Source organism: Microbacterium sp. AC145 (genome assembly GCF_979258505.1).
The window spans coordinates 795,025-808,051 of the sequence record NZ_OZ409859.1; the positions used below are offsets into that span (position 1 = coordinate 795,025).

12 protein-coding genes are annotated in these 13,027 nt (G+C 69.3%); 3 read left to right on the forward strand and 9 right to left on the reverse strand.

Going from position 1 to position 13,027, the window contains the following annotated elements:
* Positions 1–81: 81 nt before the first annotated feature.
* From ACZZZN_RS03865 to ACZZZN_RS03890, 6 genes are all read right to left on the reverse strand, one after another.
* Positions 82–1,239 carry a mannitol-1-phosphate 5-dehydrogenase gene (locus ACZZZN_RS03865; RefSeq protein ID WP_463503901.1) on the reverse strand — a complete coding sequence of 386 codons (1,158 nt, stop codon included), beginning with the start codon at positions 1,237–1,239 and terminating at the stop codon, positions 82–84.
* Positions 1,239–1,670, reverse strand: coding sequence for a PTS sugar transporter subunit IIA (locus ACZZZN_RS03870; RefSeq protein ID WP_463503902.1), 432 nt, complete (start codon positions 1,668–1,670; stop codon positions 1,239–1,241). Before ACZZZN_RS03870 ends, ACZZZN_RS03865 begins: the two co-directional genes overlap by 1 nt.
* 67 nt (positions 1,671–1,737) lie before the next feature.
* Positions 1,738–3,369: a PTS mannitol transporter subunit IICB gene (locus tag ACZZZN_RS03875; RefSeq protein WP_463503903.1), complete on the reverse strand. Its 1,632-nt coding sequence runs from the start codon at positions 3,367–3,369 to the stop codon at positions 1,738–1,740.
* The gene (ptsP, locus tag ACZZZN_RS03880; RefSeq protein WP_463503904.1) at positions 3,366–5,051 is read right to left on the reverse strand and encodes a phosphoenolpyruvate--protein phosphotransferase; all 1,686 of its coding nucleotides are present in this window, start codon (positions 5,049–5,051) and stop codon (positions 3,366–3,368) included. The genes ACZZZN_RS03875 and ptsP overlap by 4 nt, the downstream gene beginning before the upstream one ends.
* Complete coding sequence (locus tag ACZZZN_RS03885) at positions 5,048–5,326, reverse strand: HPr family phosphocarrier protein (protein WP_463503905.1); 279 nt, start codon at positions 5,324–5,326, stop codon at positions 5,048–5,050. Before ACZZZN_RS03885 ends, ptsP begins: the two co-directional genes overlap by 4 nt.
* Positions 5,323–5,640: a PTS sugar transporter subunit IIB gene (locus tag ACZZZN_RS03890; RefSeq protein WP_463503906.1), complete on the reverse strand. Its 318-nt coding sequence runs from the start codon at positions 5,638–5,640 to the stop codon at positions 5,323–5,325. Before ACZZZN_RS03890 ends, ACZZZN_RS03885 begins: the two co-directional genes overlap by 4 nt.
* A 163-nt stretch (positions 5,641–5,803) precedes the next feature.
* Between ACZZZN_RS03890 and ACZZZN_RS03895 the strand changes: the two genes are divergently transcribed.
* Entirely contained in the window at positions 5,804–7,726 is a 1,923-nt protein-coding gene (locus ACZZZN_RS03895) for a BglG family transcription antiterminator (RefSeq protein ID WP_463503907.1), read from the forward strand.
* Between the two features lie 72 nt (positions 7,727–7,798).
* Here ACZZZN_RS03895 and ACZZZN_RS03900 read toward each other — a convergent pair whose 3' ends face one another.
* The 3 genes from ACZZZN_RS03900 to ACZZZN_RS03910 are packed head-to-tail and all read right to left on the reverse strand — an operon-like array spanning position 7,799 to position 10,566.
* The gene (locus tag ACZZZN_RS03900) at positions 7,799–8,062 is read right to left on the reverse strand and encodes an HPr family phosphocarrier protein (protein ID WP_463503908.1); all 264 of its coding nucleotides are present in this window, start codon (positions 8,060–8,062) and stop codon (positions 7,799–7,801) included.
* Between the two features lie 3 nt (positions 8,063–8,065).
* Positions 8,066–9,736 carry a phospho-sugar mutase gene (locus tag ACZZZN_RS03905; RefSeq protein WP_463503909.1) on the reverse strand — a complete coding sequence of 557 codons (1,671 nt, stop codon included), beginning with the start codon at positions 9,734–9,736 and terminating at the stop codon, positions 8,066–8,068.
* Positions 9,733–10,566, reverse strand: a complete 834-nt coding sequence (locus ACZZZN_RS03910; RefSeq protein WP_463503910.1) for a purine-nucleoside phosphorylase — start codon at positions 10,564–10,566, stop codon at positions 9,733–9,735. The genes ACZZZN_RS03905 and ACZZZN_RS03910 overlap by 4 nt, the downstream gene beginning before the upstream one ends.
* 48 nt (positions 10,567–10,614) lie before the next feature.
* On the opposite strand from ACZZZN_RS03910, the gene ACZZZN_RS03915 reads away from it, so the two are divergent.
* Positions 10,615–12,069, forward strand: a complete 1,455-nt coding sequence (locus tag ACZZZN_RS03915; protein ID WP_463503911.1) for an NAD(P)H-quinone dehydrogenase — start codon at positions 10,615–10,617, stop codon at positions 12,067–12,069.
* 61 nt (positions 12,070–12,130) lie between these two features.
* Positions 12,131–13,012, forward strand: coding sequence for a hypothetical protein (locus tag ACZZZN_RS03920; protein ID WP_463503912.1), 882 nt, complete (start codon positions 12,131–12,133; stop codon positions 13,010–13,012).
* Positions 13,013–13,027 lie beyond the last annotated feature (15 nt).

The following is a 13,027-nucleotide window of genomic DNA, read 5'->3' on the forward strand; positions in this document are numbered from 1 at the left end:
ACCTCGTCGCACCGTGAAACGCCCCCTGCCGATCGTATCGGCAGGGGGCGTGGAGTCGAGGGTTCGGGCCCCCGACTCGGGTCAGGACGCTGCGAGTGCGGTCTGACGGGAGGCGACCGCATCGCGGATCGCCGGGAACAGCGGGTGCTCGGGGTCAAGGCCCGTCGCACTCGTCGTGAACGTCAACGCGTCGTCCGCGCGCAGCTGCTGCTGCAGCTCGACGGACTGTTCGTCGTCGGGCTCGTCGAACTCGAGTGCTGCGGCGACCGCGGCGACCAGAGCGGTCGTCGGGAGGCCGCGTTCGGCGGCCATCGCCGCCGGCCCGATGAATCGCTCGTGACGTGAGATCTTGCGCAGGGGCTGGCGTCCGACCCGCTGCACGGTGTCGACGAGCGCGGGGTTGCGGAACCGCTCGAGGATCGTCGCCCGGTACTCGGCCAGCTCGGCCGGGTCGAGGCCGTGTTCTGCCGTGAGGACCGCAGAGGTCTCCTCGAGCGCCGCCGAGACGCGTGCCGCGATGTCGGCATCGGCCAGTGCATCGGAGATGCGCTCGATACCGGCGCGCGCGCCGAAGTATGCGGTGGCCGCGTGGCCCGTGTTCACGGTGAACAGCTTGCGCTCGATGTACGGAGCCAGGTTGTCGACGAAATGCGCCCCGGGGATGCGCGGCAGGTTCCCGCCGAATGCTCCCGACTCGATCGCCCACTCGAAGTACGGCTCGACAGTGACGTCGACGCCGCCGTCTGCGGGCTGCCCCGGCACGATGCGGTCGACCGCGGTGTTCGCGAACACCGCGCGGGAGAGCAGCTCCTCAGCATCCGCTCCCGCGGCCTTCTCGACCTCTGCCCGCAGGGTGTCGGTCGCGCCGATCGCGTTCTCGCAGGCCATGACCTGCAACGGAGCGGTCCCGGGGGAGCGGCGTCGCAGGCCCTCGACGATCGTGGGGGCGACGAACCGCAGCACGGTGGGTCCGACGGCGGTCGTGGCGACATCTGCGGACGCGATCTCGTCGGCCACGGCATCGGGATCCGACTTGCTGTTCACCGCGCGGAATCCGGTGACGACATGGTCGGTGCCGCCGGGGCCCGCCTCGTGCACGGTGTACGAGTCGACGCCGTTGATCGCGTCGACCAGGGCGTCGGCGACGTCGGAGAAGACGACCTCGTAGCCTCCCTCGTGCAGCAGCAGTCCGACGAACCCGCGACCGATGTTGCCGGCGCCGAAGTGGACCGCCTTCATCAGTCGTTCACCGCCGAGAGCAGGGCATAGAGCTCGTCAGGGGTCTGGGCGGCGTTCAGCTTCGCGACGTCGTCCTCGTCGGAGAAGAGGATCGCGATCTGCGAGAGGATCTCCAGGTGCTCGTCGCCCCGCCCGGCGATGCCGACCACGAAGGTCACGGGCTCGCCGTCCCAGTCGACGCCGCCGTCATAGCGCACGACCGACAGCGCCGATCCGAGGATCGCATCCTTCGCGTCGTTCGTGCCGTGCGGAATCGCCAGACCGTTGCCCATGTAGGTCGACACCGTCTGCTCGCGCTGACGCATCGCGTCGACATAGGCGGGGGTCACGGCACCGGCGGCGACGAGGATGTCGGTCGCCTCCTGAAGGGCAGCCTCCTGGGTGCTGGACCCTGCGTGGATGCGGACCTGGTCGAGGGTGAGAACGCTCATGGTGATTCCTTCTTTCTGAGAATGTGGGGGTGGGGCGGATGCCGTGGCACCCGCCCCACCCGGTCTGTCACGCGTCGGTGCCGCGCTGCTCGCGCACCATCTCGACGACCTCTTCGTACTTCGGAGAGTTCATGAAGTTGTCGACGGACACGTGGACGGAGTTCGGCGACTGTGCCTTGGCGCGATCCGTCAGCTGCTGCTGCGTGATCACGAGGTCGGCGCTGCCGTCGAGGTTCGCGATGGCCTGGTTCGTGACGGTGACGCCGTCGACCCCTGCCTTCTTGAACTTGTTGCGCAGCACGCTCGCTCCCATCGCCGAGGAGCCCATGCCTGCGTCGCACGCGAACACGATGTTCTCGATGCGTCGGTCGGTGGCGACTCCCGCACCCGCGGCGGCCGCACCGGCCGCACCGGCGCCGGAAGACGCACGGAGCGCATCCATCGCGGCGGAGGACTTGCCCTTGTTCGCCTCGGTCTGTGCGATCGCGTCGCCGAAGCTGTCGCCCTCGGCCTCGAGGTCACGCTTGCGCGAGGCCCGCAGGATGACGCCGGTGATGAGGAACGTCACGACGGCGGCGATCACGACCGACAGGTACACGACCAGGAGGTTGCCGACGCCACCGCCGACGGCTGCGGCCGTGACGGCGATGATGCTGCCCGGTGCTGCGGGGAAGGCCAGACCGCCACCGAGCACCATGTTGGTGGTGACACCGGCCGCGCCACCCGCGATCAGCGCGAGGATGGTGGTCGGCTTGCTCAGTGCGTACGGGAAGTAGATCTCGTGGATGCCACCGAAGAACTGGATGATCGCCGCACCCGGGGCCGAGGCCTTCGCGGCGCCGACACCGAAGAACGTGAACGCGAGCAGCAGGCCGAGACCCGGACCGGGGTTCGCCTCGATGAGGAACAGGATCGACTTGCCGGTCTCCGCAGCCTGCTCGATGCCGAGCGGGGTGAACACACCGTGGTTGATGGCGTTGTTGAGGAACAGCACCTTCGCGGGCTCGACGATGATCGAGACCAGAGGCAGCAGGTTCAGCGCGACGAGCCAGTCGACGGCACTGCCGAGCACAGCGCTGATGCCGAGCATCACAGGGCCGAAGGCGAAGAAGCCGAGGATCGCGAGGACCATGCCGAGGATGCCGGCGGAGAAGTTGTTCACCAGCATCTCGAAGCCGGGGCGGATCTTTCCGTCCCACAGCCTGTCCATCCGCTTGGTGAGCCAGGCCGCGATCGGTCCCATGATCATCGCGCCGAGGAACATCGGGATGTTCGTGCCGACGATGACACCCATCGTCGCGATCGTCGCCACGACACCGCCGCGCTCGCCGTAGACCATGCGGCCCGCGGTGTTGGCGATGAGGAGCGGGAGCAGGTAGGTGACCATCGGGCCGACCAGTCCCACATAGGCGAAGATGTTGCCGTCGGCGCCCTCGGCGACCGTGGTCATCGCACCCTGCCACCCCAGGACGGCCGAGTCTCCGCCGCCGCCGACGATCTCGGCGACACCGGCCCAGTGCCAGCCGAAGGGGCTCTCCGCGCCGAAGAAGCCCTTCGGGATGAACAGCATGGTGATGAATCCCCACGCGATGAACGCGGCGATGTTGGGCATGATCATGCCCGAGAGGAACGTGCCGAAGCGCTGCACGCCTGTTCGGAGGCCGCCTGCCTTCGTGGCGGCCGGTGACGTCGTCGTCATGATGTCGTCTCTTTCTGGTGAGGGGGAAGGGTTGCTGTGGCGTCGGCCACAGCGAGGCGAGCACCGGCGGCGTCATCAGCCGCGAGTGCGAGTTCGGCGAAGTTGCGGGCTTCGTCGAGAGTGTGCTGCGACAGGGTGTGCCGCACGTCTGCGAGCGCGGACGGTGCCATCGACAGGCTCGTCGCGCCGAGACCGACGAGCACGACAGCGAGCATCGGATCGGCGGCAGCCTCACCGCAGATGCCGACGGGCTTGCCGAGGCGTGCTCCGGCGGCCCCCACCTCGCGCACGAGGCGCAGCACTGCGGGATGCCAGGGGTCCTGGAACCCCGCGACCGAGCCGAGCATCCGATCGGCGGCCATCGTGTACTGCGTGAGGTCGTTGGTGCCGATCGATGCGAAATCCGCATGCGCGAGGATCCGATCGGCGAGCAGCGCGCTCGACGGTATCTCGACCATGACGCCGGCGGTCTTCAGCCCGTATTCGCGGGCGAGCGTGGTGAAGTACTGCGTCTCCTCGACGGTCGCGACCATCGGCGCCATGACCCACAGGTCGGCCTCGGTGGCGGCATCCGCTTCGGCCAGCGCCGTCAGCTGCTCGCGAAGGATGTCCTCGCTGGCGCGCAGGGCCCGCAGGCCGCGCAGTCCCAACGCGGGGTTCTCCTCGTGCGCGTCGTTGAGGAACGCGAGCGGCTTGTCGGCGCCGGCGTCCAGCATGCGCACCACGACCTTCTTGCCGGGGAACGCCGCGAGCAGCTCACGATACGACTCGCGCTGCTGCTCGACCGTCGGCGCCTGGGCCGACGAGAGGAACAGGAACTCGGTGCGGAACAGCCCGACGCCCTCGGCCCCACGATCGACGGCATCGGATGCGTCTGCAGGTTTCCCCAGGTTCGCCAGCAGCGGGATCAGCGTGCCGTCGGCGAGGGCGCCGGGAGTCAGCGGAGCGGAGTCGGCAGAGCGACGGGCGGCGGCGCGCTGCTCGGCGCGCTGCTTGTCGTCATCCGTCGGGTCCACGGTCACGATGCCGGCCGCCGCGTCGACGATCACGGATCGTCCGGTGGCCAGCTCCGATGCTGCAGCGGCACCGACGATCGCGACGATGCCCTTCTCGCGGGCGAGGATGGCCGTGTGCGAGGTGGGGCCGCCGTCGAACGTGACGAGTGCGAGCACCTGGTCGAGCTTGAGCAACGCCGTGTCGGCGGGAGCGAGGTCACGGGCGACCAGTACGAACGGATGCCCGGGGTCGGGCACACCGGGCGCCTCGACACCGCGCAGACGGGCGAGCACTCGCTGGGCGATGTCGTCGAGGTCTGCGGCTCGCTCGCCGAGGTAGCCGCCGACGGCCTCGAGAGTGGCACGGAAACCGGCGAATGCGTCGTGCACCGCCCATTCGGCGGTGGCGCCGTCATCGATGCGCGTGTCGACCTCGTCCTGGAGCGTCGGATCCTCGGCGATCATGGCCTGGGCCTCGAGCACCTCCTGCGCCTGGCCGCCGGCGGTCTCGCCGCGGGCGTTCAGCTCATTGGCGACGGCGGCGATGGCCTCACGCACCCGGGCGCGCTCTGCGTCGACGCCCTGAGCGCTGGGCGTGTTCTCCGGCGCCGGCAGTGGCTCGGCCATCCGCACGACGACACCCTGGGCGACGCCCAGCCCGATGCCGACACCGCGCACGTCGCTCATGCGCCCTCCTGGTCGTGATCCGTCGTCAGCAGCTCGGTGAGCGTGTCGAGCACGCCCTCGGCTCCGTCGCCGTCAGCGGTCAGCGTCACGTAGTCGCCGTACTCGATGGCGAGGGCGATCACGCCGAGGATGCTGGCCGCGTTGACCGCCTTGCCCGAGTCCTTGGCGATCGTGACAGGGATGCCGGAGTCTTTCGCCGCCTGCGCGAACAGCTTCGCAGGACGAGCGTGGAGGCCGTGGGACGAGCCGATGCGGACGGTGCGGGAGACGGTCATGATGTTCCTTCCGGGGTGGTCGTGACGTCGACGAGGATCGAGCGCGCAAGGGCGAGGGTGCGCGAACCGTCGCGGTCGGAGAACACGTCCTCGGGGAGGACGGTCACGGGGACTCGCGCGGCCTGGCGGATGGCATCGAGGCGGTCGGCCAGATGAGGGCCGACGAGGACGAGGTCGTGCGCGCCGTCGGAGACGGAATGCTCCATGCCGGCGGAGGCGTCCCAGTCGAGACCGGCGTCTGCTGCCGCCCGGCGGAGTCGTTGCGCGACGAACGTGCTCGACGCGCCCGCGCCGCACACCACGAGGATCCTCATTGATGCCACCTTTCCTGAGTACAGTCTGGGAAGTCGGGTGGATGCGCGCCAACACGTTCCTTTCCGCCCCTCCGGAACGTCGGTTTCACGACGGGGGACCTCGGTAGCTGACATCATGGAGATACGCCAGGACAGTGCGGTCGGCACCGAGCAGGGGAGGATCATGTCGCGTCAGCGCCAGGACCAGCTCCTCGCGATCCTGCTCCGACAGGGCACCTGGGCGACCGCTGCCAGCCTCGCCGATCAGCTCGGCGTCACGCCGCGCAGCATCCGCTCCTACGTCGCGGCGGTCAACGCACGCACAGGCGGTTCGGATGCTGTCGAGTCCGGCCCCGCGGGGTACCGGGTGGGGACGGGAGCCCGCGACGCGCTGCGAACACGCCAGGCGGGGGAGTCGGCGCCGCGCGACAGGCTGCACGCGCTCGTGCGCACGCTGCTCGACGTACCGGAGGGCATCGACGTCTTCGAGATGGCCGATCGCCTGCATGTCAGCGAAGCCACGGTCGAGTCGGATCTCTCGCGAGTCCGGGGGCTGCTCGACGGCACCGAGCTCACTCTCGGTCGCGACCGAGAGGTCGTGCGACTGCGTGGCACCGAGGCTGCGCAACGCCGACTGCTCTCGCGTCTCGCGCACGACGAGATGGATGCGGCATCCTTCCACCCCGAGACCTTCCGGCGCGCGCTCGCCGCCACCGCCGTCGGCGTGGACTCCGTCGCCCCGTTCAAATCAGATCTGGTCCGCGAACTCGGCGTGCTCGGCTACTACGTCAACGAGCTCGCGATCTCCGATGTGCTGCTCCACATCGCGATCGCCGCCGAGCGGGTCGCCGCCGGACATGCGCTCGACGCCGCACCCTCCAGCGCCCGGGAGGAGATCCCGCAGGTGGGCGCCGTGATCGCGCGACTCGCGCAGGAGCATTTCGCGGTCGCGCTGGGCGACGGCGACAGCGGCCATCTCGCCTCGCTCGTGCTGACGCGTATCGTCGCCCCGGGGCAGGACGCGACCCGCGAGGTCGCCCGCAGCGGCGTGGCGCCCGGAGTCGAAGAGGCCGTACGCGCCGAGCTCGCGCGCGCCGCACACGACTTCGAGGTCGATCTCGTCGACGAGACCTTCGTGCTGCGTCTCGCGCTGCACGTGCAGAACCTGCTTCGTCGTGCAGAGGAGAGTGCGCTCACCCGCAACCCGCTGACGCGATCGCTCAAGTCGTCGTACCCGATGATCTTCGAGGTCGCGGTGTCGATCGCGAGCGGTCTGCACGATCGTCTCGGCACACCAATCCACGACGACGAGATCGCCTACATCGCCATGCACGTGGGTGGACGGCTGGAACGCAGTCGCAAGGCCGAGTCGATCCTGACCGCGACGATCGTCTGCCCGGGATACCACGAGCTGCACGAACTGCTGCGATCCAGCGTCGACCGCTCGCTCGGCACCGCGATCGAAGTGACCAGCGTCGTCACCGAAGTCGACCCCGACTGGACGGGCTTCGACACCGATCTCGTTCTGAGCACGATCGAACCGGGAGCCGCGGGCGACCGATTCGTGCGCATCCAGCCTTTCCTCACGGATGCCGACGTCGACCGTATCCAGCAGGCCGCCGGCCGCGTCCGGCGCAGCCGCAGACTGACCCGGTTGCGGGCCGAGCTCGCCCGGTACTTCGTGCCCGAGGCGTTCATCCATCCGCTGCCCGACGTCGGCGAAGAGGCGATCATCCGCCGCCTGGGCGGTCTGCTCGTGGATGCAGGGCTGATCGGCGACGACTACGTCGAGAACACGATCGTGCGGGAGCGGATGTCGTCGACCGCCTTCACCGACGCGCTCGCGGTTCCCCACGCCCTGCAGATGACCGCGACGAGGACGGCGATCGCGATCGGCGTGGCCGACGGGTCTGCGGCCTGGGGCGAGGGGCGGGTGCAGGTTGTCGCGCTCGCCGCGTTCAGCGAGAGCGACCGGGCGGCGTTCCAGACGGTGTTCGAGCAGCTGGTCGAAGTGTTCAGCGAACGCGAGAGCGTGCAGCGCATCGTCCGCCGCGGCACCACCTTCGAGGCGTTCCTCGACGAGCTCGTGGCCGTCATCGACGGCTGACCCGTCGTGCGCCCGGGCACGTCGACGGGCGGAAACCTCCTGGGTCCCTGAGCCTGTCGAAGGGCGGGAGAGTCAGCGCACGGGGTCCAGCACCCCTTCGAGGGTGTCGAGCACCCTCTCCGCGCCGGTCGAATCTGCGGTCTCGAGCACGACGACATCGCCGGGGGCGAGTCCGAGGTCCATGAGTGCGAGAACGCTGTTCAGATCCACGACCACCCCCGTCGACGTCTGCAGGGTCACCGGATGCGGGTGCTCCTGCACCACCCGCACGAGCTCGGCGACGGGGCGCGCGTGAACCCCGTTGTGAGCGCTGATGACCACCTGTCGTCTCGGCATGCGCTACGAGCGCTCTTCCAGCAGAGTGCGCACTGCGGTCTCGAGCTCGCGCACGATCTCGGCGGCGCGGGCCGCCGAGTCGGCCTTCGCATCGATGTAGACCTTCAGCTTCGGCTCGGTGCCGCTCGGACGCACGATGATGCGAGAGCCATCGGTCAGCCGGTACCGCAGCACGTCGCCCGACGGCGTGCCATCGGCGGCCTGCAGGAGGTCTTCCGTCGACGCGACCGAGTGGGCGTCGAATCGTGTCGGCGGCAGGGTGCGCAGCGACAGCATCACGCGCCCGATGACCGAGAGGTCGTCGACGCGGATCGACACCTGACCGCTCGCGAAGTGGCCGTAGGTCTCACCGAGCTCCGAGATCAGGTCTGCGAGCGAGGCTCCGCGCTCGTGGGCTTCGGCGGCGAGTCCGAGCACTGCCACGGCGGCGGAGATCCCGTCCTTGTCGCGCACGGTCTCCGGGTTCACGAGATAGCCGAGGGCCTCCTCGAATCCGTAGACGATGCCGGGGGCGCGGGAGATCCACTTGAAGCCCGTCAGCGTCTCGTGGAAGTCGAGTCCGTGGTGAGCGGCGATGGCGCCGAGCCCCGGAGACGACACGAGCGAACAGGCCAGCGCCGCACCGTCCGTGCCCTCTGCCGCTCTCGCCGCTCGCGCACCGAGCAGCAACCCGATCTCGTTGCCGGTGAGCCGGCGCCATCTGCTCTCCGACGCAGCATCGGGAATGGCCACGGCGAGACGATCGGCGTCAGGGTCATTGGCGAGGATGAAGTCCGCCTGCACGCGGCGGCCGCGTGCGAACGCGAGGTCCATGGCGCCCGGTTCCTCGGGGTTCGGGAACGACACGGTGCGGAAGGTGGCATCGGGCTTCAGCTGCTCGCCGACGACCATCGGCTGCGGATATCCGGCGGCGGCGACGATCTTCGAGAGTGTCTCCCAACCCACGCCGTGCATCGCCGTGTAGACCCAGCGGAGTTCGGACGCCGACCTCGGGGCGGGGGCGACGGCAGAAGTGGCGGCGATGTAGGCGTCGACCACGTCCTCACCCGCCGTCTCGTACGCGGTCGACCGGGCGAGTGCCGAGATGTCACCCGTGTCGGCCACCTTCTGGATGTGGCCGGCGATCTCGGCATCCGCCGGTGCGACGATCTGTGCGCCCTGATCGTCGCCGCCCAGGTACACCTTGTAGCCGTTGTCATTCGGGGGGTTGTGCGAGGCGGTCACCATGACGCCCGCATCCGCCCCGAGATGACGCACCGCGAACGCGAGCACCGGCGTGGGCAGCAGCCGCGGCAGCAGGATCGCACGCAGCCCCGCGCCGGCGAAGAGCTCGGCCGAGTCGGTGGCGAACACACGGGAGTTGCGGCGACCGTCGTAGCCGATCACCACGGTCGGGGTGTCGCCGTGCGCCCGCTCACGCAGGTATGCCGCGAAGCCGGCGGCCGCCTGGGCGACGAGCACCCGGTTCATCCGGTTGCTTCCCGCGCCGAGCGCTCCGCGGAGACCGGCGGTGCCGAACGCGAGCCGCGTGTCGAAGCGGTCGTCGAGATCGGCTGCGGCCGACTCGTCGCCTCCGGCGGCGCGGGTGATGACCGCCGCGAGCTCGTCGCGCGTCTCGTGATCGGGGTCCTGCCTCATCCACGCGCGTGCCTGCGCGAGGCGCTCGTCGTTCACAGCGCCTCGACCACTCGGGCCAGCAGAGCCGAGATCACGGGTTCCGCCTCTCGGCCCGCCTCGATGACCTCGGCATGGCTGAGCGGGGTCTTTTGGATGCCTGCGGCCAGGTTCGTGATGAGTGAGAACCCGAGGATCTCCATGCCCGCCTCGCGGGCGGCGATCGCCTCGAGAGCGGTCGACATACCGACGATGTGACCGCCGATGTGCTTCGCCATCTGCACCTCTGCCGGCGTCTCGTAGTGCGGACCGCGGAACTGCGTGTACACGCCCTCGTCGAGCGTCGGGTCGACGGTGCGCGCGACGTCGCGCAGGCGCTGCGAGTAGAGATCGGTGAGGTCGATGAAGGTCGCGCCTTCGAGCGGAGAATCCGCCGTGAGGTTGATGTGGTCGCTGATCAGCACCGGCTGGCCGGGGGTCCAGGTCTCGCGCACCCCTCCTGCGCCGTTGGTGAGGACCATGATGGTGGCGCCCGTGGCCGCGGCGGTGCGCACCGAGTGCACGACGCGGCGCACGCCGTGGTTCTCGTAGTAGTGGGTGCGGGCTCCGATGACGAGCACGTTCTTGCCGTCGGGGGTGCGGATGCTGCGGAGAGTCCCGACATGGCCCTCGAGGGCGGGCTTGGAGAAGCCGGTGACCTCGGTGGCGGGGATGGTCGCGGTGGTCTCGCCGATGATGTCGGCGGCCTTGCCCCAGCCGCTGCCGAGGGTGAGGGCGATGTCGTGCTTCTCGACTCCGGTCAGCCGCGCGATGTCTGCGGCGGCTGCGGCGGCGACCTCGAACGGGTTCGCGGTGGGATCGTCGAGGGGGTTGGTGTGTGTTTCGGACATGGATCCACTCTAGGAAGGTGCAGGCTCCGGGGCCAGGATTGCGAGAGAATGGGAACCATGTCTTCCACCCCTTTTGAGCGCACTCAGCGCGTCGCCGTGCTCGGCGGCGGTCCCGGCGGCTACGAGGCGGCACTCGCCGCCGCCCAGCTCGGAGCCGAGGTGACCCTGGTCGAGCGTGTGGGTGTCGGCGGTGCCGCGGTCCTCACCGACGTCGTGCCGTCGAAGAGCCTGATCGCGACGGCCGATGCGGCCATCGCGATCTCGGAGGCCTCTGACCTCGGTGTGCAGTTCTACGCGAAGGGCGAGCACGGCAAGCCGTTGAAGCCTGAGATCGCGATCAACCTCGCTGCGGTCAACAAGCGACTCATCGCCCTCGCCGGACAGCAGTCCGAGGACATGAGATCCGCGCTGCTCGAGGCGGGCGTGCGCATCCTCTCCGGCCACGGCCGGCTCGAGGGACCGACCTCGATCATCGTCTCGACAGGTCAGGGCGGCACGGACTTCGACCGGGTCGAGGCAGACACCATCGTGGTCGCCGTCGGCGCCTCACCGCGCGAGCTGGACTCGGCGAAGCCTGACGGCAAGCGCATCCTCACCTGGACGCAGCTGTACGACATGAAGGCGCTGCCCGAGCACCTGATCGTGGTCGGCTCGGGTGTCACCGGCGCGGAGTTCGCCTCCGCCTACATGAACCTCGGTGCCAAGGTCACTCTGGTGTCCAGCCGCGACCAGGTGCTTCCCGGTGAGGACCAGGATGCCGCGCGCGTGCTCGAGAAGGTCTTCAAGCGCGGCGGCATGACGGTGCTCTCCAAGGCCCGCGCCGAGAAGGTCGAGGTCACGAAGGACGGCGTGACGGCGACGCTGTCGGACGGACGCACGGTCGACGGCAGCCACTGCCTCATGGCCGTCGGGTCCATCCCGAACACCGCAGGCATCGGCCTCGAGGATGCCGGGGTCGAGCTCGACGAGTCGGGGCACGTGCGCGTGAACCGTGTGGCACGCACCTCTGTCCCCAACGTCTATGCGGTCGGTGACTGCACGAACTTCTTCCCGCTGGCATCCGTCGCGTCCATGCAGGGGCGCACAGCGGTGTTCCACGCTCTCGGAGACATCGTCATCCCGCTCGAGCTGATCAAGATCACCTCGAACATCTTCACGGCTCCGGAGATCGCGACGGTCGGATACTCCGAGAAGGACGTCGAAGACGGCGTGGCAGACGGCCTCGTCTACAAGCTCCCTCTCGCCGCGAACCCCCGCGCGAAGATGATGGGCATCAAGGACGGCTTCGTGAAACTGATCGCGCGCAAGGGATCGGGAACAGTCATCGGCGGCGTGATCGTCGGCCCGAAGGCATCCGAGCTGATCTACCCGATCGCCGTCGCTGTCGAACGCCGCCTCACCGTCGATCAGGTCTCTCGGGTGTTCGCGGCCTACCCGTCGCTGTCGAGCAGCATCACCGACGCGAGTCGGGCGATGCACCTCGTCAACGCGAAGATCTCGTAGCGTCGGTGGCACTGCCGTCTGCTGGTCCCGTCCTGCTGCTCATCGTCGCAGGGCGGGATCGGTGACGGATCCGAGCGCGTCAGCACCGTCGCAGGAGTGGCCGGCGGAGTGGGGTGAGCGTCGACCGCGACGGCACGCCGGTATGTTCTGGCTCGGCGTGGTCCTCTTCGCGGCCGCGGCCGCCATGATCGGATTCTCGGGTGGTGCCGCCGGCCCGCTGTGGTCGGGTGCGTTCGTCGCGCTGTTTGGTCTCACGGCGCTGGCGGTCGCTGCCCGCACACCGTTCGTCGACGGGCGCGCGCGTCTGGTCGACGCGGCGTCGCTGACACGGGGGCGGGTAGAGGTCCCCGATGCGCGCATGCATTTCGTGCCGGAGCGGCGGCCGGGCATCGTCACGCTGACGCTGTGCGTCGTCTGGGCCATCGTGCTCACGGCCGCGACGATCGTGGCGATCGGGATCGGGCTGACCGGCCGGCCAGAGGCCTTCCTCGGAGTCGCGGTGCTTGCGGCGACCGCGGCGCTGTTCATCTCCACGGCCGTGCGCGCAGCCATCACGCAGTACCGCTCCGATTCCTTCGGCCGTCGACCGATGGGGCTGGGCATGGGCCAGGACGGGGTGCTTCTGATGCGTGTCTCCGAGGCCCTGTATGTTCCGTGGAGCGCGATCCGCCGCGTGGAGCCGGATGTGACCGAACCGCGTCGCGGGATGGACGAGCGTCCGCTGATCCGGCTGCGCGTGGATCCGACCCGCGTGACCACGTCCGACGGGATGCGTGCTCCCGCCACGGTCACCGTGGCCCCGGCGATGCTGAAGACGCACCCGCAGGTCGTCTGGTCGGCGTTGCGCGGGTTCCACGATTCGTCGGCGGCCCGCGCCGTCCTCGGCGCTCCGACGGGGCAGCGGATGTTCGACGAGTGGTACACGTCGGCGCGCACAGACTGACGGGACGACGAAGGC

Bases quoted from the DNA above. Each gene is read 5' to 3' on its own strand.
- ACZZZN_RS03885 (WP_463503905.1), bottom strand. From the start codon at position 5,326: ATGACCGTCTCCCGCACCGTCCGCATCGGCTCGTCCCACGGCCTCCAC.
- ACZZZN_RS03890 (WP_463503906.1), bottom strand. From the start codon at position 5,640: ATGAGGATCCTCGTGGTGTGCGGCGCGGGCGCGTCGAGCACGTTCGTC.
- ptsP (WP_463503904.1), bottom strand. From the start codon at position 5,051: ATGAGCGACGTGCGCGGTGTCGGCATCGGGCTGGGCGTCGCCCAGGGT.
- ACZZZN_RS03915 (WP_463503911.1), top strand. From the start codon at position 10,615: ATGGGAACCATGTCTTCCACCCCTTTTGAGCGCACTCAGCGCGTCGCC.
- ACZZZN_RS03900 (WP_463503908.1), bottom strand. From the start codon at position 8,062: ATGCCGAGACGACAGGTGGTCATCAGCGCTCACAACGGGGTTCACGCG.
- ACZZZN_RS03910 (WP_463503910.1), bottom strand. From the start codon at position 10,566: ATGTCCGAAACACACACCAACCCCCTCGACGATCCCACCGCGAACCCG.
- ACZZZN_RS03875 (WP_463503903.1), bottom strand. From the start codon at position 3,369: ATGACGACGACGTCACCGGCCGCCACGAAGGCAGGCGGCCTCCGAACA.
- ACZZZN_RS03865 (WP_463503901.1), bottom strand. From the start codon at position 1,239: ATGAAGGCGGTCCACTTCGGCGCCGGCAACATCGGTCGCGGGTTCGTC.
- ACZZZN_RS03895 (WP_463503907.1), top strand. From the start codon at position 5,804: ATGTCGCGTCAGCGCCAGGACCAGCTCCTCGCGATCCTGCTCCGACAG.
- ACZZZN_RS03870 (WP_463503902.1), bottom strand. From the start codon at position 1,670: ATGAGCGTTCTCACCCTCGACCAGGTCCGCATCCACGCAGGGTCCAGC.